Below are 19,658 nucleotides of genomic sequence, written 5' to 3' on the forward strand. Positions count from 1 at the left end.
TCGATCTGCGCCACGGTGAAGCGGCGGTGCACGGAGCAGAAGCCGTGCCACAGGATCACGCGCGCATCCCGCAGCAGCTCGGGGGAGTTGCCGCCCAGGGGCCTGCGGGGGTTCCACAGGGGCATCTGCGTGAGCGGCACGCCCATGGCCTTGGCGGTGTTGCGCCCCAGGTGCTGGTCCGGGAAGAAGAGCACGCGCTGCCCGCGCGCGAAGGCCCACTCCAGGACCGTGGCGGCGTTCGAGGACGTGCACACGATCCCGCCGTTGCGCCCGCAGAACGCCTTCAGTGCCGCCGAGGAGTTCATGTAGGTCACGGGAACGACGGATGCGAGGGGCTCGCCGCGCTCGTCCGTGAGCACGGTGCCGTCCTCGGCCGTGGCATGCGGACCGAGGGCATCCACAAGGTCCGCCCAGCACTCCTCGACCGAGTCCTCGTCCGCCATGTCCGCCATGGAGCAGCCGGCGGCGGGGTTGGGCAGGATCACGGCCTGATCGGCGGTGGAGAGGATGTCCGCGGTCTCCGCCATGAAGTGCACGCCGCAGAACACGATGGCTTCCGCCTCCGGATGGGCCTTCGCCTGCTGCGCGAGCTGGAACGAGTCCCCGATGAAGTCCGCGTGCGCCACGATCTCGTCCCGCTGGTAGAAGTGGCCCATCACCACCGCGCGCTCGCCGAGGCTCTGCTTCGCCGCGCGGATCATGGCGTCCAGCTGCTCGGGGGTGGCATCCCGATAGCGCTGTGGGATGGTGGGCTGCGCGGGGGATCCGGCCGGCACGGTGTCATCCTGGGAGGCGCCGGGGCCGTAGCCCTGCGCGAGCGGGGCGGGGAAGTCCCACGGCTGCTCGGCCAGCGCCGAGCTGCACGAGGAACCCTGCGGTGATGACGTCGCGGCGTCCGGTCGGGAGGCCAGCAGGGTCAGGCGGGTGGCGACGGAGGTCATGGTGTCTCCTCGGTGGAGCGGGATCGGAAGAACTCGGGTGCGTCTTCGGTGGTGAAGTGGTACAGGGCCGGCGGGCGGTGCGGGGTGCCGGCCAGGCGCTGGCCGGTGTCCTCCAGGCGTCCCGAGCGCAGCACGTGGCGGCGGAAGTTCGGGGGGTCCACCTTGTGGCCGAGGATCGCCTCGTGGACCTCCCGCAGCTGGGCGACGGTGAACGCGGCGGGCAGGAAGGAGCGGGCGACGGTGGGGTCCGCGATCCGGTCCCGCAGGCGCGCCAGGGCGTGGGAGACGATCAGCGAGTGGTCGAAGGCCAGCGGCGGGAGGTCGGTGGCCGGCAGCCAGGTGACGTTGAGGTCGCCGTCACCGGACGCGGCGTCGTGCGTGGGCAGGGCGGCCCAGTAGACCACGGTGACCACGCGCTCGTCGGCACCCTCGGAACGGGTGAGGCCCCCGAAGGTGGCGATCTGCTCGAGGTGCGCGGCGGTGAGTCCCGTGGTCAGGTGCAGGTAGCTCGCGGCCGCCGTCTCGAGGTCCTGGTCCTGGCCCAGTGGACCACCCGGCAGCGCCCACATCTGGCGGTAGGGCTCGCGGACCCGGCGCACCAGCGGCAACCACAACTCGTGGCTGCCGTCCGGGCCGGTGGGGCGCACCGTGAAGATCACCGTGGACACAGCGATGCTCGTGCACGCAGTGCCCATGGCCGCCGCCCATCGCCGAGGAGTCCGGGGGGATCCCCCGTAAGTGTCATGGAGACTCTAACACGTTAGTGTCAGAATGACACTAAGTGGCGGGGCGCCGTCACCCCCCCCGGAACCCGGTCCGCGGGAAACCTGCCCCGTGCGGACCCGGCCCCTCGCAGGCTGGACCGAACGCGCGGCCCCGCGACACGACGTCGTGCCCCCGAACCGCGCGCCACAATCGTCGCCCGCCCGTGTCCTCACCACTGCCGGCCCGCAGGTTGCGTACCTTGGGCTGAACCCTGCTCCGCCGGCAGAACGGAACACGCCATGTCCTCGAACGCGCCCAGCGCCCGCCCGCACGGCACCGAGAAGAGGGGAACCGGCGCCCTGCTCCGGGTCCTGAACTGGATCGAGTGGGTGGGCAACAAGCTTCCCGACCCGTTCTGGCTGTTCCTGCTGCTCGCCGGGATCGTGATCCTGCTCAGCTGGATCCTCTCCGCGGTGGGGCTCAGCGCCGTGAACCCGGCCACCGGGGAGACCGTTGCGGTCACCAGCCTTCTGGCCCCGGACGGTCTGCGCAAGATCGTGGCCGAGGCCGTGACCAACTTCGTGGAGTTCCCGCCGCTCGGGCTGGTAGTCGTGATCCTGCTCGGCGTGGCCGTGGCCGAGCAGTCCGGGATGCTCTCGGCGGCGCTGCGCGGCTCCGTGGCGCGGGTGGGGCCCAAGTGGCTCACCTTCGTGCTGGCACTGACCGGCATCACCGGCTCCATCGCCTCGGACGCCATGTACGTGGTGCTGATCCCCCTGGGCGCGCTCGCGTTCAAGGCCGCGGGGCGCTCGCCTGTGGTGGGGCTCATCGTGGCGTTCTGCTCCGTGGCGGCCGGGTTCAACGCGTCCCTGCTGCCCACGGCGTCGGACGCGCTGCTCGGCGGCATCACCACGGCGGCGGCCGGTCTGATCGACAAGAGCGTGACCGTCACCCCGGTGTCCAACTACTTCTTCACGTTCGTCTCCTCGTTGGTACTCGCGGGCATCATTACCGTGGTCACGGAGACGGTGCTCGCCAAGCGCGGCGAGGCCATCGAGGAGGACACCGACACCAAGCAGCAGAACATGGGCGACTTCGAGGACATGCGCCTGAAGCCCCGCGAGAAGCGCGGCCTGCGCAACGCCGGGATCGCTTTCGCGCTCATGATGGTGGTCTACCTCCTGGCCCTGCTCATTCCCGGCTCTCCGCTGCGCGCGGAGGACGGCACCGTGCTGATGTCCCCGCTGCTGATCAACGTGGGCATCGTGATCGCGGTGATGTTCGCCGTCGTCGGCCGGGTCTACGGCCGCGCCGCCGGGACCATGACCCGCGCCCGTCAGGTGCCCGAGGCCATGGCCGAGGGCCTCACCCGCGTGACCCCGGTGCTCGTCCTGTTCTTCGCTGCCGCCCAGTTCACCGCGTACTTCCAGTGGTCCGGGATCGGCCCTGTGCTCGCCGTCTACGGTGCGGACTTCATCGGCTCCCTGGGGCTGCCGCCGGTGGCGACCTTCACCGGGATCGTGCTGATCGTGGCAGTGATGAACCTGCTCATCACCTCCGGCTCCGCCCAGTGGACGCTGCTCGCGCCGGTGATGGTGCCCATGCTCATGCTGCTCAACGTGTCCCCGGAGATGACCCAGGCGCTGTTCCGCATCGGCGACTCGCCCACCAACGTGATCAGCCCCGTCAGCCCCTACTTCGCGCTCGTGCTCGGCTACCTGCGGCGCTACCAGAAGAACGCCGGGGTGGGCACGTTGATCTCGCTGGTGCTCCCGCTGTCCATCGCAATGCTCGTGGGCTGGTTCCTGCTCTTCATCGCCTGGTACCTCCTCGGCCTGCCGCTGGGTCCGCAGGACCTCTGAACGCGGCGGGGTTCGCCGGGGACGACGACGCCGCGCTGCCGCCCTCGCCCGGCACGCCGCCCCTCGCGGGGCGTGCATCTCTGGGGTGGCCGGCCAAGGACCGCGAGCCCCCCACTGGAAACGACGAACGCCCCTCTCCGCCCGGTGACCAGGTCACTGAGCGGGGAGGGGCGTTCTCACCGTCCTCCGGTACCGGAAGCTGGCACCGGCGTCCGTCACCGGGGGAGCGGGTCAGTCGTTGGAGTCCACGGTGATCTTGTCCCCGGACACCGTCACGGTGCCGGAGGTGGAGATGCTCGTGGTGGTGTCCTCGTCGGACCAGTCGGCGGGCTCGTCGTCGTCGTACTCCTCGTTGTGCTGGTAGTTCAGACGCGCCTCCCCGGACTTGCTCGTGGAGAAGGAGATCTCACCGCTGCCGAACGGGGAGCGGGACACCGAATAGGTGGGGTAGCGCTCGATGCTCCACACCGGGTTCCGGTAGTCCTTCTCGTCCCCGAAGATCGAGTACCCGAAGGGGCAGCCGTCCGGCTCGAACTCGTCGGACTTGGCGCACGTGTCCAGCTTGGCGTTGAGCTGCTTGGTGAGGTCCTGCTCCAGCGCCGGGGTGAAGGACTGGCTGAAGGACATGCCCGAGTCCATCGACTCCGCCCCGGCGCGGATCTGCGCCACCTGGTTGCCGCCGTAGGTCACGTACTTGCTCGCGGAGGACACGCCCACGGCGTAGTCGCCCGGGAGCACGGTGAATTCCTGGGCGTGGGGGTCGTTCTGCTTGTCCACCGTGACCTTCTGGTCGTTTACGGTCAGCTCGTCCACACCCGCGGGAACCTCCACGCTGAACGTCTGGTAGAGCGAGGACCCGGCTGCGGTCTCGTCCACGCGCCAGGACTTGAACAGTCCGGCGCGCGAGTCGCTGACCATGGGCAGCGAGACCGGGGTGGTCACGCCGTCCTGGGTCACGGTGGCGTTGACCGTGGCGTGGTCGCCGTCGATCTGCGTGTCCTTGACCTCGTACGAGGACACCCGGTTCTCGGCGGCTCCGTAGATCTCGTCCGTGAGCAGCGCGCGCTCGCCGGTGGCCACGTTCGGGTCCGCGGCCTTCGCCACGGCGGACGCCTTGCCGTCCTGCACGGACTGCAGCAGCTCCCCGGCCTGGTTGTCCGGGCCGAAGACAGTGCGGCTGAGCACCGAGAACACGATCACCGCGGCCACGGCCAGCAGCACCAGGGCGCCCACGATGATCGCGATCAACCGGATCCGCTTCTTCTTGGCCGGGTCCATGGGCGTGCGCTCGGGCTGCGCGGCGGCTGCCGGGCGGGCGTCGTCGTAGCTGGGCAGCACGCGGGTCTGCTCACCCGGGGTGAGCCCGGCGGTGTCACCGCGCTGGGCGGTCACCGTGTCCTCGGTGGGGCAGGCCGCGGGGGACGACGTCGCCGCGGGGGTCGCGGACGTCGTCGTGCCCGGTGCGGTGGCAGCGTGGTGCCCGGCGGCAGCCACCGCGCCACCGGCTCCACCCACTGCGGCGGCGGAGGCCACCACGGCGGCGCGGCCGCGGGAGCGCTCGGAACCGCGCAGACCGCGGGTGACCCCGGCGGGCAGGGAGTTCATGAACGCGGGTACCACGAAGCGGGCGAGCAGCTCGATCACCGCACCCCACAGCAGGAGCACCAGGCACGTCCACCCGGCGGGGCGCAGGCTGAAGCCCGCCCCCTGGGTCCGGCTGCCCGCCTCCGCGGCGAAACCGCTGACGTTGAGCAGCCACATGAGCAGGATGCCGAGCACGAAGTACGCGAGGGGCAGCACGGCCCACGCGAAGGGGTTGCGCGCCACGCGCTGGTTCATGGGACGCACGTGCCCCCAGGCGGTGGCCGCGCACAGCACGGAGACCAGCGCCAGCAGGATGCACAGCACCACAGCCCAGCCGGGCACGGTGCCCTCGCTCCACAGGTAGAACGCGTGGGAGTTGCCGGTCAGGTCCGTGTAGGAGATCGCCGCGCCACCCGCGGTCAGCGCGGAGAGCAGGGAGAGCACGAACAGCCAGCCCACGGCCACGGGCAGCCAGAACAGGGCGGAGAAGCCCGCCACGGCGCCGTACTTCACGAAGGCCCAGATCAGAAGTCCCAGGCCCGCCACCACGGCGAACACGGTGAACTGAACAACGATGGGACGCAGCACCTGAAGCGCACCCGGCAGGGAGCGCTCGGCGCCGATCACCACGCGGCCCGGAGCGGCCTGGGTGGAGCGCACGTTCAGTGCGGAGGCGATGCTCAGCAGACCCACCACCAGGAGCACGGCGAACAGGCCCGGCCCCACGGCGGTGATGCGCAGCTGGAGGGTGGAGTAGAACACGGAGAGGTCCATGCGCAGTACGGTCACCGCGGTGACGATCAGCGCCAGCGCGCCCCACACCACGCCGCCCACGGCGGCCATGACCCACTGCACGGCGCGCGTCTCCACGCGCAGACCCGCCGAGAGCTTGCGCGCCACGAACCACGCGGCGGCGATGCCGCACGCCAGGGCGAAGTGCTGCGGCACGGTGATGCCCGCGGTGCCGCCCTCGCCACCGACGCTCGCGATCACGCGCAGCGGCACCAGCGCGGCCATGGCGGCCAGCTGGAACGGCACGGACAGGAACCATGCGGCGCCGGAGAGGTCGGGGGCCTCACCGGTGAAGGTGCCGATCTGGTTGTCCACCTGATCCGTGAGACTCCCGCTGGAGTCCCCCGCGATGGCTGCGCCCAGGAGCGTGAGCAGCATGGCGAGCACGGTGCCCAGCACCATGCCCACGTAGCCGGCCGCCCCGGCCACGGCGGGAACCCACCAGTGGCGCGGGGTCATCGTGGACAGAGCCGCTGGCGGAGAGTAGGCGTAAGGCTGCTGGCCGGGGGCGGTGGCCGCCCCGGCGCTCGCCGCACCATGGCTGGCGGCACCGGCTGCTGCCGCGCCGTGGCCCTCGTGGCCTGCGGCGGGGACGGCTTCGGTCTTCTCCCCGTTCCGATCCCGGGACTCGCCCGCCGGGCCGTGCGCCGATGATGGCATGTGGTTCTCCCCTGTCACGCGTTGAAGGTCCAGCGGATTGCCTGGACTTTCCCTGGATACCAGAGGAGGACACGCCCCCAGGTCATGCCCCGCCGTGAAAGGGACGTGTGTATGAATAAGTCTCTATTTGACGCGCGGGCCCGCCGATCCTGCGGGGTACTCCTGCAGGGGGGCGCAGGTGTCGTAGGCGTTCTGGATGAGGTCGATGATCCGCCACCCCTCCTCCGTGGCGTCCGCGCGCACGGTGAAGGTGGGGTCCCCGTCCAGGATCCAGCGCATCACGGAGCCGTAGGCCGTGAGCCCCGGCTCCGGGACGCCGCTGGAGAGGGTGAGACGGTTCATGCCGCGGGAGTCGAAGGGGCTGCCCACGTTGGTCTCGAGCTGCACGTGCTCCTCCTCGAAGCCCACGCTGAGTACGTCCGGGGCCAGGGGGTGCGGCCAGCCCTTGTACTCGTGGGGCGGGCGGCGGAAGGTCACGCGGATGTGCTGGGCGGGGTTGCCGATCGCCTTGCCGGAGCGCAGGGTCACCGGCACCCCGTTCCAACGCCAGGTGTCCACCTCCAGGGTGACCTGCACGAACGTCTCGGTCTCCCGCTGCGGGTCCACGTCCTTCTCCTCCGCGTAGTCCGGGACGTCGTGCCCGCCCGTGGTTCCCGCGGTGTAGCGGCCGCGGACCACCGGGGTGATCCCGGGGTGCTCGGCGGCGTGCATGGTGGACTCCTCGTCCCACAGCCGGGTGGCGCGCAGGATGTGCGCGGTGTTGGCGGGGACCTCCACGGCGTCGAATCGGGAAGGCGGGTCCATCATCGTCAGCGCCATGACCTGCAGCAGGTGGGACTGCAGCATGTCCCGGGCGGCACCCGTGCTGTCGTAGAACTCCCCGCGGCCCTCCAGGGCGAGCGTCTCGTCGAAGACGATCTCGATGGACTCCACGTGCCGCCGGTCCCACAGCGGCTCGAACAGTCGGTTGGCGAAGCGCAGGCCCACGATGTCCAGCACGCCGGGCATGCCCAGGAAGTGGTCCACGCGGAACGTGTGCTGCTCGTCCACCAGCTGCCCCACCTGCGCGTTCAGCGCCCGCGCGGAGGCCAGGTCCGTGCCCACGGGCTTCTCGAGCGCCAGGTACAGGTCCTCGGGCAGCGAGTCCAGCTCGGCCAGCGCTGCGCACGCCTTCTTGGTGATGGCGGGAGCCAGCGCGAAGTACAGGCACACGGGGCCGACGACGTCGCCGAGCAGCTTCTCGAGGTCCGCAGCCTCGGTGACGTCGCACGAGACCCAGTGCGTCTCCCGCTGCGCTCGCTCCACGGCGGGGCCGGTGGCGCCCACGGACGCGAACGCCTTGGCGACCGTCTCCTCCCAGGTCCCCGCACGCACGTCGTCGTCCGGACCCAGTGGACCCGGGAAGTCGTCCCGGGCGGAGCCGACGATCGTGATCTCCCGCTCCGGCTGCAGGTCCAGCAGCGAACCGAGCCCCGGCAGGAGCAGTCGCGCGGTGAGGTCGCCGGAGGCGCCGAGAATCACAAGGGTCCTGATGTTGTCCATGGGATCAGGGTAGGGGGTGGACAGAGGCTCGGGCTGCGCTGCCGCACCCCGGGGGACGGCCAGCGGGCGGCGTCGGGGTTCGTGCCAGCGGCTGAGGCTGGAAACGAGACCGGGGCGCAGGAGGCCGGGCACGGGAACGGCGCGACGGCGCCTGTTGGTGCGCGGGTGGCCGGCGGCGGCCTGGACGACTGGGTCTCAGCGGTGGGCTGCGGGGGCGGCTACGACGAGATCGTCACCCGCTCCCTGCCGGTGCTGCGCGCCCTGACCCACCCGGAGACCGGCGGGATCGTCGCGGCGCCCACCACGTCCCTGCCGGAGGACTTCGTGGGGGCGCAACTGGGACTACCGCTGCACCTGGCTGCGGGATGCGGCCCTGAGCATTCAGGTGCTCGTGAACCAGGGCCACCAGGACGGTGCGCTGCTGCGGCGGGACCGGCTGCCGTGCGCCGTCGCCGGGCAGGCGGACGTGGCCGCGGTGCCCTCGGTGGCGGCGGGCAACGCGGCGTCGCACGGCGTCGGCCTGGGTCAGATGAACCTGTCCGGGTACCTGGCCCCGCAGCGCATCCACTACGGCAGCGAGAAGAGCGACGACTTCACGAACGCCCTCTACCCGCAGCACTCGATCACCTCGCTCGCCTGCCGGAAGGACCCGACCGCGCGCCTGCGTCCGGTGAACTGGAACCGGGTGCCGGACGGCAAGGACCTGGAGGTGTGGAACCGGTTCACCGCCAACTTCTGGCTCCCGGAGAAGGTTCCGCTGTCCACCGACATTCCCGCGTGGCAACGGATGCGCCCGGAGGAGCGGACGCTGACCACGCGGGTGTTCACGGGCCTGACCATGCTGGACACCGTGCAGGCCACGGTGGGGGGATCTGCCGGATCCAGGGCACCCGCACGCAGCACGAGGAGGCGGCGTACACGAACACTGCCTTCATGCAGTCCGTGCACGCGCGCAGATGCAGGAGTTGACGTTCGAGCCGCTGGAGACGCTCTCGGAGCTCGGGCTGCGGTACTCGGGGCGCTCTACGAACCGCTGGGGCTGATGGAGGACGTGGCGGTCTTCGTGCGGTACAACAATGCGAACAAGGCGCTCATGAACCTGGGCTACCCCGAGCGGTTCCCGGCCGAGAAAACGCGGGTGAACCCCGAGATCCTGGCGGCGCTGTCCCCGGGCAGCGACGAGAACCACGACTTCTTCAGCAGCCCCGGCTCCAGCTACGTGATGGGCAAGGGGGAGGACACCACCGACGCGGACTGGGAGGTATGAGCCCTCCGGCGGAGCCCGCCGTGGCCCGGCCACTCCCGCGGTGAAGGCCCGGCTCCCCTCCCAGGGTGCCGGGCCGCGGGTGGTCGCGTGCGGCGCCGTCGGCCACCGAGCCTGCGAGGCTTGCCCGCCATGTGGGACCCACGTACGGTGTAGCCGATCCGTGCGGAGCCTTCCGCGCCGCGCGGCCGCCCGGCCCCGCACGGCACCATCCACGCCGCGCCCGAGGGCCTGACAGTGGGGAGAAACGCAACGTGGCGCTCAGTGTTCTGGATCTGTTCTCGGTGGGGATCGGGCCCTCGTCCTCCCACACGGTGGGCCCCATGCGGGCCGCCCGGCTCTTCGTGAAGGGCCTCGCCGACGACGCCCTGCTGGGGTCCGTGGCGCGCGTGCACTCCCAGCTCTTCGGCTCTCTGGGGGCCACCGGGTGGGGCCACGGCTCGGACAAGGCCGTGATCCTGGGGCTCATGGGCGAGGACCCGGAGACCGTGGACACCAACACCGCGGACGCCACGGTGGCCCACGCGAGCGAGACCGGTCAGCTGCTGCTGGACGGCCTGCACCCGGTGGCCTTCGACCGCTCCCAGGACGTGGTGATGCACCGCCGCAAGTCCCTGCCCACCCACCCCAACGGCATGAGCTTCACCGCGTACGACACCGCCGGCACCGTCCTGCGCGACAGCGTCTACTACTCGGTGGGCGGCGGGTTCGTGGTGGACGACTCCAAGAGCAGCGCGGACAAGATCGTGGAGGACGACACCCCCGTGAAGTACCCGTTCAGCACGGGGGACGAGCTGCTCGCCATCTGCGAGTTCGAGAACCTGAGCGTCGCGCAGGTGATGGCCGCCAACGAGCTCTCGTGGCGCCCGGCCGAGGAGACCCGCGCGCAGCTGCTGCACATCTGGTCCGTCATGCAGGAGTGCGTGGAGAACGGCTGCACCCGCGAGGAGAAGACCCTGCCCGGGGGACTGAAGGTGCGCCGTCGTGCCCCGGAGATGCGCAAGCGTCTGCTCACCAAGGAGCGCGGGGACGACCCCCTGTACGGGATGGACTGGGTCAACCTCTACGCGCTCGCGGTGAACGAGGAGAACGCGTCCGGCGGGCGCATCGTCACGGCCCCCACCAACGGTGCGGCAGGGATCATTCCCGCCGTGCTGCACTTCTACACGCGGTTCATGACGGACGCGTGCGACGACAATGCCGTGGACTTCCTGCTCACCGCGGCGGCGATCGGCATCGTGATCAAGGAGAACGCGTCCATCTCCGGCGCTGAGGTGGGCTGCCAGGGCGAGGTGGGCTCCGCGTGCTCCATGGCCGCGGCGGGCCTGTGCGCGGTGCTGGGCGGTAGCCCCCGGCAGGTCGAGTGCGCCGCGGAGATGGGCATCGAGCACAACCTGGGACTGACGTGCGACCCGGTGGGCGGGCTCGTGCAGATCCCGTGCATCGAGCGCAACGCGATTGCCAGCGTGAAGGCCATCAACGCCGCGCGGCTGTCCATGCAGGGGGACGGCATCCACAAGGTCTCCCTGGACCAGGTGGTCAAGACCATGCGGGAGACCGGTGCGGACATGAAGATCAAGTACAAGGAGACCTCCCGCGGGGGGCTCGCCGTGAACGTCATCGAGTGCTGAGACTGATCGGCTCATGCGAGCCCTCCATGCGGAGGACCTGGTGGTCGTGACCCCTCCCCGTCCACCCGGTCTGACGAGACGCCCTCGGTGCTGTGGGAGATGTCCTTCCTTGACCGCTGGGGGTCTACCTGCAGGGGCTGCCCGGGTGGCTCGGCCTGCCCGTCACGTCCGCGGAGTTCTCCGTGGGCACCATCGTGGTGCTCTTCGCCCTGCAGGGGGACGCCATCACCTCCCAGCCGTGGAACGTGGTCCGGATCGCGTTGCCACGGCCGTGCTGCTTCGCCATCATGTTCGCCCCGGGGACGTTCAGCTCCCGAGCCGCCCGGCTGGGCTACGCCAGATCCGCCACTGTGGCGTTCACCGCGGCGGGCAACAACTTCGAGCTGTGGCCATCGGCACGTTCGGGGTCACCTCGGGCCAGGCGCTCGCCGGGGTGGTGGGCCCGCTGATCGAGGTGCCGGTGCTCGCGGCACTGGTCTACGTCTCGGTCTGGCTGGGCCCGCGTGTCTTCCCCTGCGACCCCACGGTTCCCGCCCGCTGATGACCGCGCGAGAATGAAGCCATGACCACGTCGCTGCTGCTGCTCGCGGACACCCACCTTCCCAAGCGCGCCAAGGACCTGCCCGCCCAGGTGTGGGACGAGGTGGAGGCCGCGGACGTCGTCGTGCACGCCGGTGACTGGGTGGACCTGACCACGTTCGAGGCGCTGCGGGAGCGCTCACGCCGCCTGGTGTGCGTGTGGGGCAACAACGACGGCCCCGAGCTGCGCGCCGAGATGCCGGAGACCGCCCGGTGGGAGCTGGAGGGCCTGCAGTGGGCCATGACCCATGAGACCGGCGCGAAACAGGGCCGGGAGAAGCGCATGGACGCAGCGTTCCGGGACACGGACGTGCTGGTGTTCGGCCACAGCCACATCCCGTGGGACACCACCGCGCCCTCCGGGATGCGGCTGCTGAACCCCGGATCCCCCACGGACCGCCGGCGGCAGCCGCACTGCACGTACATGCGGGTCACGGCGGACGCGGGGACGCTCACGGACGTGGAGCTGGTGGCGCTGCCGGGGCGGCACCGGGTGCGCGACCCGTCAGTGGTTGCTGGTTGCAGCACTCGTTGACGGGGGTCAGTCGTCTCTGCCCACGATGAACCGCGAGAGCCATGCGGCCAGTACGCCCAGCAGCTCGCTGACGGCCAGCATGGCAGTGACCATGCACAGCATCCCCAGCCCGATGGGCACGCCGCCGGAAGGATCGACGGCATCCACCTGGAGCCGTGTGAAGAAGACGGCAAAGCCGATCCGGCCCACGGCGGTGAGCGTCAGGAGGATCTTCACGGCGGGTTGCACGACGGCTCCGCGCGGTGGGGGTGCCATTCAGGGTAGTCCTCCGGCGGCGGCACTCCTACAGTGGACGCATGAGGCTCTTCGCCGCCGCGTACCCTCCCCGCGCAGCTCGCGAGCACCTGGTCCGTGCCCTGAGCGAGGTGCGCGCCATGACGGGCACCTCCCTGCGCTGGGGCGATCCCGAGCAGTGGCACGTCACGCTCGCTTTCTACGGCGACCAGCCGGAGGGTGCGGTGCCCGATCTCGAGGAGCACCTGCACGCCGTTGCCAGCCCGTCCCCGCCGCTTCGGGTCGGCCTGCGCGGCGCCGGCTCGTTCGGAGGCACCACGCTCTGGATGGGGCTGGGCGGGGAGACCACCGGCCTGGCGGACCTCATGCGCGTCTGCTCCCTGGACCCGGACGAACGGGCCCGGCAACGCGCACACCTCACGGTGGCGCGGCTGTCCCGCACGGAGCGCTCGCGCCGGGCCGCGCAACGGCGCCGCGGCTCACGCGTCTTCGCACGCGGCGGGCCGGAGCTCGCAGACGTGGTCCGGGCACTGTCCGTGTACGACGGCCCCGAGTGGACCGTGGGCGAGGTCCGCCTGATGTCCTCCGCGCTCGGAGAAGGACGCTCGGGCGGGGCGCTGCACAGAGAGATCGCGCGCTGCCCGCTGGGTGGTCCCGCGGCCCCGGGCCCGCCCGGTCAGGGGCGCCCCCGGCCCCGTTAGTGTGGACCACATGTCCGCGACCGCTCCTGCCTCCCGCTCGGGCGCATGGCTGTGGGTCCTGGTGGGCTCAGCGGTACTCACGCAGTCGGGTGCGAACCTCCTGCGCCCGATCACCTCCTACAAGCTCCTGGGGCTGCACGCGGACCCGGTGGTCATCGGCCTCACCACCGCCGCCTACGCGCTGATTCCTCTGGTCACGGCCGTCTGGCTGGGACGGGTCTCGGACCGCATTCCGCAGCTGCGGCTGCTGATCCTCACCGGAGTCGGTCTGCTCGCCCTGGCAGGTGTTGGACTGGCGGTCGCCGGCTCGGTATGGCTCATCCTCGTGGCGAGCGCCGTGCTGGGCGTGGGGCACCTGTGCTTCACGATCGGTGGCCAGACGGCGATCGCGCGCTATGCGGCGGACCGGGATCTGGACAAGGGGTTCGGGTGGTTCACCGCAGCGTTCTCTGCGGGCCAGATGATCGGGCCCGCACTCGGGGGGTGGATCGTGGGCCACGGCACCGACGTGGCCTCCGCGGAGCGGATGGCCGCGGTGAACGAGAGCCTGTGGATCGGTGTCGCGGTGACCGTCCTGGCGGTGCCGCTGTTCCTGACCAGGTCCTCCCTGCCCGCTGGCGTTCCGGACGGGGCGGGCGACGCCGCGGTGTCGCCCCCGGACGCGGACCACGCCGCCGGTGGCCCCCGGGAACCGGCGCAGGGCCGCGCCACGACACTCGGGATCCTGCGCGTCCCCGGCATCGTCTCGCACATGGTGGCGGCGATGTCCCTGCTGGCGATGCTGGACATCCTCACCGCGTTCCTCCCCCTGGTGGGTGAGGAGGTGGGGGTCGCACCGTCCGTGGTGGGTGTCCTGCTCGGGGTCCGCGGCCTGGCCTCAATCGCCTCGCGTCTGCTGCTGCCGTGGCTGTCCGGAAGGTTTTCCCGGGAGAGGCTGCTCGTGGTGAGCCTGATCGCCTCGGGCGTGACCCTCATCGTTCCGCCCCTGTTCCTGGACCGTTTCTGGTGGGCGGCACTGCTCCTGGCCGTGGGCGGCTTCTTCCTCGGACTGGGCCAGCCGCTGACGATGACCATGATCTCCACGTCCGTGCCGGACGCCTGGCGCGGCTCGGCGCTCGCCGTGCGCCTCATGGGCAACAGGGTGGGGCAGGTGCTGCTGCCTGTGGCAGCAGGAGCCGTTGCCGCTCCCCTCGGCCCGGGCGGGGCAATCTGGCTGACCTGCGCCCTGCTGCTGGGCAGCGGGCTGGAGAAAGCGGTGCACCGGCGGAGGGGCCCACGGCGGGGCGCGTGAGCGTGCCGTCGTAGCATGGCCCCACCACCACCACGGGCGGGGTCGCCGCCCCACCCCGAGATGCTCCGGGAGGCACCCTCATGACTCAGCACAGCAACTCCGACTTCTTGGACGCGTTCGCGCAGATGTCCCGCAACGGCGGGCTGGAGTCCGGCGGCGTGGAGCGGCAGGCGGCCACCGAGGCGGACGGGCTGAACCGGCAGTGGTTTGCCGGCTGGCTCACGGCGCGCGGCGCCACGGTGCACTACGACGCGGTCGGCAACCAGTTCGGCCTGTTCGAGCACACCCCCGGGGAGCCCTACGTGCTGGTGGGCTCGCACCTGGACTCGCAGCCGCGGGCAGGCCGGTTCGACGGCGCGTACGGCGTACTGGCCGGGGCCCACGCGTGCGCGCAGCTCCACCTCGCCGCGCTGGGCGGGGAGATGGAGCTGAGCCGCAACTTGTGCGTTGTGAACTGGTTCAACGAGGAGGGCTGCCGCTTCAAGCCGTCCATGATGGGCAGCTCCGTGTACACCGGCAAGCGCGACCTGGAGGAGACGCTCGCGATTCGGGACACCGCAGGGGTGAGCGTGCGCGAGGCGCTGGACGCCCTAGGGCAGCGCGGTGAGGACGTCATCCCGGAGGCCACCGCCTACGTGGAGCTGCACATCCAGCAGGGGAAGTCCATGGAGGAGGACGGCTTCACCATCGGGTTGGTGGAGGCCACGTGGGGTGTGCGGAAGTACGAGCTGCGGGTGCTCGGGGAGCAGGCCCACACGGGGTCCACGCTCATCGAGGACCGCAAGGACGCTCTGCTCGGGGCGTCGTTGCTGATCGCCTCGGCGCGGAAGGTCGCGCTGGAGCACGACGTCATCACGTCCTGCGGGGAGCTGCTGATCGAGCCCAACTCGCCGGTGGCCGTGGCCCGGGAGGCGCGCCTGGTGATCGACCTGCGCAGCCCGGACGCCGAACGCCTGACCGCCGCGGACGAGCACTTCGCCCGGGAGGTCGAGGATGCTGCGCGGGCCGCGAACGTGGAGATCCAGACCGTGAACCGCCACGCGTGGGACGTGCTGGAGTACGCCCCGGAGGGCCTGGCACTCGCCCAGGAGGTCGTGACGGAGCTGGACCTGCCCCACACCCGGATCATGACGCTCGCCGGGCACGACTCCACCAACGTGAAGGACGTGCTGCCCACCGTGATGCTGTTCGTGCCCTCCCACCGCGGCATCACGCACAACGAGTACGAGTTCACCTCGGACGAGGACATGCTCGCCGGTCTGGAGATGCTCACCGCCACCCTGCGGCGGGTGGCGCAGGGTGAGCTGGGCTGACGTCCACGGCACCCACCGGGTGGGGGCGCGGGGGTGTCCGGACGGTCGCACGCGACCGGGTATGGACGTCTCACCCACACCCCAGTGTGTCTCCGGTCATAGAGTAGGGAGGAAGTCCCGACCCGAGGAGGACCCCGTGACCGATCCACTGCCCCTGGACGGCGTGCTCGTCGCCGACTTCTCCCGCGTGCTCGCCGGGCCGCTGTGCACCATGACCCTCGCGGACCTCGGCGCGCGGGTGGTCAAGGTGGAGCGGCCCGGCAGTGGGGACGACACCCGGCACTGGGGCCCGCCGTTCTCGGAGACCGGGCCCACGTACTACGAGTCCGTGAACCGCAACAAGGAGTCCGTCTGCCTGGACCTGCACACGGACGAGGGTCGCGGGCTCGCGCGTGAACTGGCTCTGCGCGCGGACGTGGTCGTGGAGAACTTCAAGCCCGGCGGCATGGCCAGGCTGGGGCTGGGCTACGAGGAGATCTCGGTGGAGAACCCCGGCGTGGTGTTCGTGTCCGTCTCCGGTTTCGGCACGGCGGGCGGTGCGCACCTGGCCGGCTACGACTTCCTGGTGCAGGCCGTGGGCGGGCTCATGAGCATCACCGGCCGCGCGGACGGCGAGCCCACCAAGGCGGGCGTCGCGCTCGTGGACGTGCTCACCGCCAAGGACGCCACGATCGGCACGCTCGCCGCGCTCGAACAACGACGTCGCACGGGCCGCGGCGCGCACATCGACGTCAGTCTGCTGTCCAGCCTGCAGGGCGCGCTGGTGAACCAGGGGCAGGCCTACCTGGGCGCGGGGAAGGTCCCGCAGCGGATGGGCAACGACCACCCGTCGATCGTCCCGTACCAGCTACTGCAGTGCTCGGACGCGCCCCTGGCCGTGACGGTGGGCAACGACCACCAGTTCCGGAAGTTCACCGAGGTGCTCGGCATCCCCGAGGCGGCCGATGACGAGCGCTACGTGAGCAACGGGGTCCGCGTGGACCACCGCGAGGAGCTCACGGCGCTGCTCGAGGAGGCCCTGGCCGCGAGGACCGCGTCCGAGTGGCAGGAGTCCCTGACCGAGGTGGGAGTGCCCGCGGGCAAGGTGGGCGGTATCGACGAGGGCGTGGCCCTGGCCGAGGAGCTCGGGCTGGAACCCACGGTGGACGTCCAGGACCGCACGGGCGCGACCGTGGGCCGCCAGTTCCGTCACCCTGCGCAGTGGACCCCGCCGCTGGCGTCCCCCACGCAGGCCCCGCCGCAGCTGGGGCAGGACACGGATACCGTGGTGCAGTGGCTGCGGGAACCCCGGGACAAGTAGAAGTGGGAAATCAGGCTCCGCACCCGGCTACGCGCGGTGTGTCCGCAGTCATACAGTGGACCCATGAGTGAACTGAAACCCGTGGACGTCATGGACCTGGTGAGCTTCGACTCCCTGCTGTCCGAAGAAGAGATCGCGCTGCGCGCGAAGGTGCGCGAGTTCGTGGATGCCACCATCAAGCCGAACATCGCCGAGTGGTACGACAACGCCGTTTTCCCGCTCGAGATCGTGCCGGAGATGGCCAAGCTGGGCCTGCTGGGCATGCACCTGAAGGGCTACGGCTGTGCTGGACGCACCGCAGTGGAGTACGGTCTGGCCGGTGCGGAGCTGGAGGCCGGGGACTCCGGGCTACGCACGTTCGTGTCCGTGCAGGGCTCGCTGGCCATGAGCGCCATCTACAAGTGGGGTTCTGAGGAGCAGAAGCAGGAGTGGCTGCCGCAGATGGCCGCCGGTGAGGCCATCGGCTGCTTTGGCCTGACCGAGCCCACCGCAGGCTCTGACCCCTCCTCCATGAAGACCTTCGCCCGCAAGGATGGCGAGAACTGGCTCATCAACGGCGCCAAGCGCTGGATCGGGCTGGCCAGCGTGGCCAAGGTGGCCGTGATCTGGGCGCAGACCGATGAGGGGATCCGCGGCTTCGTGGTCCCCACCGACACCCCGGGCTTCAAGGCCACGCCCATCACGGCCAAGCTGTCCATGCGCGCGTCCATCCAGTGCGACATCGAGCTCACGGACGTCCGCCTCCCCGCCTCCGCGATGCTGCCGGAGGCCAAGGGTCTGCGCGGCCCGTTCTCGTGCCTCAACGAGGCCCGCTACGGCATCATCTGGGGTGCCATGGGTGCCGCGCGTGACTCCTTCGAGGCCGCTCTGGCCTACTCGCAGGAGCGCCTGCAGTTCGACCGCCCGCTCTCCGGCTACCAGCTCACGCAGCAGAAGCTCGTGAACATGGCCCTGGAGATTGACAAGGGTTTCCTGCTCGCCCTGCAGCTCGGCCGGCTCAAAGACGCCGGCACGCTGCAGAACCACCAGATCTCGGTGGGCAAGCTCAACAACTGCCGCGAGGCCATCAAGATCGCCCGCGAGGCCCGCACCATCCTGGGCGGCAACGGTGTCACCCTGGACTACTCGCCCCTGCGCCACGCCAACAACCTGGAGTCCGTGCGCACCTACGAGGGCACGGACGAGGTGCACTCCCTGATCCTGGGTCAGCAGCTCACGGGGGTGGGCGCGTTCCGCTGAGTCCGTGCGTCCCGAACCGGGTGCCTCCCTCGGGAGGCACCCGGTTTTTTTATGCGCATGCATCGTCCTAGACGGGCGACGACGCCGGGCCGCCCGTTCCCGTGGCCTCATCACGCGTCGCGGTCTTGGTGGGTCCGGACGGGGCCACGGGTCTCAGCCTTGCACGGTCAGCCCGGGGCGCAGCGGGCCAGCAGAGGGGCTCCCAGGACTGGTTCGCGGTCCAGGAGCGTCACGGACAGGCCCTGCTCCCGCAGCAACGCGGCCACGTGCAGGCCCACCGCGGACCCTGTGAGCCCGCCGCCCACGACCACGGGAAGCGGCTCGGCCATGGCGCCTGCCACGGTGAGCACGAGCTCCGCCAGGTGCTCCGCGGCCACCGCCGCCAGCTCGGACGCCACGGCGTCCCCGGAGGCGGCCAGCTCGCACACGGGCTGCGCGAGCCCTGCCCAGTGGGGCCGGTCCGGATGGTTGTGGAACGCGCCGATCAGGTCGGTGGGCTCGGTCACTCCGGCGTGCTCTAGCACCACTCGGGTGAGCGCTTCTCCCGCATTCCCGGCAGCAGGCTGCTGGGACCGACGCAGCACCCGGCGCACGGCCTCCCGGCCGATCCAGTAGCCGCTGCCCTCGTCGCCGAGGAGATACCCCCAGCCGCCGGCGCGTACCTCGCGGCCGGAAGTGTCCACGCCCCAGGCCACCGAGCCGGTTCCTGCGATGAGCGCGATCCCGGACGTGTGAGCGCCGGCGGCGAGGATCAGGCGGGTGTCGTGCACGGCCGTCACACTCGCGGACGGGCCGAGGCAACCGGCGGAACGGATGAGACCGGCCAGTCGAGCGGCGTCGTGCGCGGTGTCCACGCCGCCGGATCCCGCAACCACGGGCGTGCCGGGCGCCGCGTGCAACTGCGACAGGACGGAGCGCAGGCATGCGTGCGCCTGCTCCGCGGGGACGTTCTGCACGTTCGCGGACCCGGCGCGCGCCTCGCGCACGGGTGTTCCCCCGTGGAAGAGGATGCCACGCGTGTGGGAGCCGCCGATGTCCAGGCCGACGAGGAACTCGCCCGCGCTGCGCGAGTCACCGGGGCCCGGTCCCGCGGGCTCTGCGCTCACTGCGGCGGCCGGGTCAGTTCGAGACCTGCACCTCGCCCATCTCCTCCCAGCCGTCCCCCTCGACCTGGCGGGAGATGATGCGCGGGGTCTTCACCAGGTACTGCGGGAACTGCTCGGTCATCTTCTGGAAGTGCTCCGAGTTCACGTGGGCCTCCGCGGCGTCCTCCTCGAAGGCCTCCACCAGCACGAACTCGTTGGGGTTCTCCAGGCTGCGGGACCACTCGAACCACTTGTTCCCGGGCTCCCGGCGGGTGGCCTCGGTGAACTCGGCCACGAGCTCCGGCCAACGCTCCACGTACTCGTCCTTGGCCTCGAACTTGACTACGATAAAGATCATTCTCTGCTCCTGGTGCTGCGTGTCTCGAAGGGTGCGTTGTCG

At 70.8% G+C, this 19,658-nt stretch carries 15 protein-coding genes and 2 pseudogenes; 10 read left to right on the plus strand and 7 right to left on the minus strand.

The window, feature by feature from the left end; all coding sequences use genetic code 11:
* Positions 1 to 941, minus strand: a 941-nt coding sequence (locus tag B3G12_RS07910) for a quinolinate synthase (protein WP_290499863.1), incomplete at its 3' end; no start/stop codon positions are given.
* Positions 938 to 1,636 (minus strand): NUDIX hydrolase, encoded by a 699-nt coding sequence (locus B3G12_RS07915; RefSeq protein WP_290499864.1) that lies wholly within the window; start codon positions 1,634 to 1,636, stop codon positions 938 to 940. The genes B3G12_RS07915 and B3G12_RS07910, both read right to left, overlap by 4 nt.
* Positions 1,637 to 1,945: 309 nt before the next feature.
* On the opposite strand from B3G12_RS07915, the gene B3G12_RS07920 reads away from it, so the two are divergent.
* Positions 1,946 to 3,508 carry an AbgT family transporter gene (locus B3G12_RS07920; protein ID WP_290499865.1) on the plus strand — a complete coding sequence of 521 codons (1,563 nt, stop codon included), beginning with the start codon at positions 1,946 to 1,948 and terminating at the stop codon, positions 3,506 to 3,508.
* A gap of 231 nt (positions 3,509 to 3,739) precedes the next feature.
* Here B3G12_RS07920 and B3G12_RS07925 read toward each other — a convergent pair whose 3' ends face one another.
* Both B3G12_RS07925 and B3G12_RS07930 read right to left on the minus strand, forming a co-directional pair.
* Entirely contained in the window at positions 3,740 to 6,544 is a 2,805-nt protein-coding gene (locus B3G12_RS07925) for a hypothetical protein (protein ID WP_290499866.1), read from the minus strand.
* 123 nt (positions 6,545 to 6,667) lie between these two features.
* Positions 6,668 to 8,086, minus strand: a complete 1,419-nt coding sequence (locus B3G12_RS07930; protein WP_094393236.1) for a glucose-6-phosphate dehydrogenase — start codon at positions 8,084 to 8,086, stop codon at positions 6,668 to 6,670.
* 529 nt (positions 8,087 to 8,615) lie between these two features.
* Between B3G12_RS07930 and B3G12_RS07940 the strand changes: the two are divergent.
* The 4 genes and pseudogenes from B3G12_RS07940 (at position 8,616) to B3G12_RS07955 (ending at position 12,095) form a co-directional block, all read left to right on the plus strand.
* Positions 8,616 to 9,353: pseudogene (locus B3G12_RS07940) on the plus strand (ribonucleotide-diphosphate reductase subunit beta).
* A 251-nt stretch (positions 9,354 to 9,604) separates the two neighbouring features.
* Positions 9,605 to 10,981 (plus strand): L-serine ammonia-lyase, encoded by a 1,377-nt coding sequence (locus tag B3G12_RS07945; RefSeq protein WP_145011279.1) that lies wholly within the window; start codon positions 9,605 to 9,607, stop codon positions 10,979 to 10,981.
* Between the two features lie 125 nt (positions 10,982 to 11,106).
* A pseudogene (locus B3G12_RS07950) lies at positions 11,107 to 11,522 on the plus strand (arsenic resistance protein); the annotation flags it as partial.
* A 21-nt stretch (positions 11,523 to 11,543) separates the two neighbouring features.
* On the plus strand, positions 11,544 to 12,095 hold the full coding sequence (locus B3G12_RS07955; RefSeq protein ID WP_290499867.1) for a metallophosphoesterase family protein: 552 nt from the start codon (positions 11,544 to 11,546) through the stop codon (positions 12,093 to 12,095).
* A 6-nt stretch (positions 12,096 to 12,101) separates the two neighbouring features.
* Here B3G12_RS07955 and B3G12_RS07960 read toward each other — a convergent pair whose 3' ends face one another.
* On the minus strand, positions 12,102 to 12,350 hold the full coding sequence (locus B3G12_RS07960; RefSeq protein WP_290499868.1) for a hypothetical protein: 249 nt from the start codon (positions 12,348 to 12,350) through the stop codon (positions 12,102 to 12,104).
* A gap of 41 nt (positions 12,351 to 12,391) precedes the next feature.
* Between B3G12_RS07960 and thpR the strand changes: the two genes are divergently transcribed.
* The 5 genes from thpR (at position 12,392) to B3G12_RS07985 (ending at position 18,173) form a co-directional block, all read left to right on the plus strand.
* On the plus strand, positions 12,392 to 13,030 hold the full coding sequence (thpR, locus tag B3G12_RS07965) for an RNA 2',3'-cyclic phosphodiesterase (protein ID WP_144941470.1): 639 nt from the start codon (positions 12,392 to 12,394) through the stop codon (positions 13,028 to 13,030).
* A gap of 10 nt (positions 13,031 to 13,040) precedes the next feature.
* The gene (locus B3G12_RS07970) at positions 13,041 to 14,321 is read left to right on the plus strand and encodes an MFS transporter (protein WP_290499869.1); all 1,281 of its coding nucleotides are present in this window, start codon (positions 13,041 to 13,043) and stop codon (positions 14,319 to 14,321) included.
* Positions 14,322 to 14,401: 80 nt separating this feature from the next.
* Positions 14,402 to 15,634 carry a M20 family metallo-hydrolase gene (locus tag B3G12_RS07975; protein WP_290499870.1) on the plus strand — a complete coding sequence of 411 codons (1,233 nt, stop codon included), beginning with the start codon at positions 14,402 to 14,404 and terminating at the stop codon, positions 15,632 to 15,634.
* 136 nt (positions 15,635 to 15,770) lie between these two features.
* Positions 15,771 to 16,934, plus strand: a complete 1,164-nt coding sequence (locus B3G12_RS07980; RefSeq protein ID WP_290499871.1) for a CaiB/BaiF CoA transferase family protein — start codon at positions 15,771 to 15,773, stop codon at positions 16,932 to 16,934.
* Positions 16,935 to 16,997: 63 nt separating this feature from the next.
* Complete coding sequence (locus B3G12_RS07985; protein ID WP_174233403.1) at positions 16,998 to 18,173, plus strand: acyl-CoA dehydrogenase family protein; 1,176 nt, start codon at positions 16,998 to 17,000, stop codon at positions 18,171 to 18,173.
* A gap of 167 nt (positions 18,174 to 18,340) precedes the next feature.
* Here B3G12_RS07985 and B3G12_RS07990 read toward each other — a convergent pair whose 3' ends face one another.
* Together B3G12_RS07990 and B3G12_RS07995 are read right to left on the minus strand one after the other, a co-directional pair.
* Positions 18,341 to 19,279 (minus strand): N-acetylglucosamine kinase, encoded by a 939-nt coding sequence (locus B3G12_RS07990; protein ID WP_290499872.1) that lies wholly within the window; start codon positions 19,277 to 19,279, stop codon positions 18,341 to 18,343.
* Between the two features lie 13 nt (positions 19,280 to 19,292).
* On the minus strand, positions 19,293 to 19,616 hold the full coding sequence (locus B3G12_RS07995; RefSeq protein WP_144941460.1) for a putative quinol monooxygenase: 324 nt from the start codon (positions 19,614 to 19,616) through the stop codon (positions 19,293 to 19,295).
* Positions 19,617 to 19,658: the final 42 nt, after the last annotated feature.

It is taken from the genome of Kocuria sp. UBA5001, from assembly GCF_002398425.1.
Taxonomy (GTDB): Bacteria; Actinomycetota; Actinomycetes; order Actinomycetales; family Micrococcaceae; genus Kocuria; species Kocuria salsicia.

Bases quoted from the DNA above. Each gene is read 5' to 3' on its own strand.
- B3G12_RS07915 (WP_290499864.1), bottom strand. From the start codon at position 1,636: ATGGGCACTGCGTGCACGAGCATCGCTGTGTCCACGGTGATCTTCACG.
- B3G12_RS07920 (WP_290499865.1), top strand. From the start codon at position 1,946: ATGTCCTCGAACGCGCCCAGCGCCCGCCCGCACGGCACCGAGAAGAGG.
- B3G12_RS07925 (WP_290499866.1), bottom strand. From the start codon at position 6,544: ATGCCATCATCGGCGCACGGCCCGGCGGGCGAGTCCCGGGATCGGAAC.
- B3G12_RS07930 (WP_094393236.1), bottom strand. From the start codon at position 8,086: ATGGACAACATCAGGACCCTTGTGATTCTCGGCGCCTCCGGCGACCTC.
- B3G12_RS07955 (WP_290499867.1), top strand. From the start codon at position 11,544: ATGACCACGTCGCTGCTGCTGCTCGCGGACACCCACCTTCCCAAGCGC.
- B3G12_RS07960 (WP_290499868.1), bottom strand. From the start codon at position 12,350: ATGGCACCCCCACCGCGCGGAGCCGTCGTGCAACCCGCCGTGAAGATC.
- thpR (WP_144941470.1), top strand. From the start codon at position 12,392: ATGAGGCTCTTCGCCGCCGCGTACCCTCCCCGCGCAGCTCGCGAGCAC.
- B3G12_RS07970 (WP_290499869.1), top strand. From the start codon at position 13,041: ATGTCCGCGACCGCTCCTGCCTCCCGCTCGGGCGCATGGCTGTGGGTC.
- B3G12_RS07975 (WP_290499870.1), top strand. From the start codon at position 14,402: ATGACTCAGCACAGCAACTCCGACTTCTTGGACGCGTTCGCGCAGATG.
- B3G12_RS07985 (WP_174233403.1), top strand. From the start codon at position 16,998: ATGAGTGAACTGAAACCCGTGGACGTCATGGACCTGGTGAGCTTCGAC.
- B3G12_RS07995 (WP_144941460.1), bottom strand. From the start codon at position 19,616: ATGATCTTTATCGTAGTCAAGTTCGAGGCCAAGGACGAGTACGTGGAG.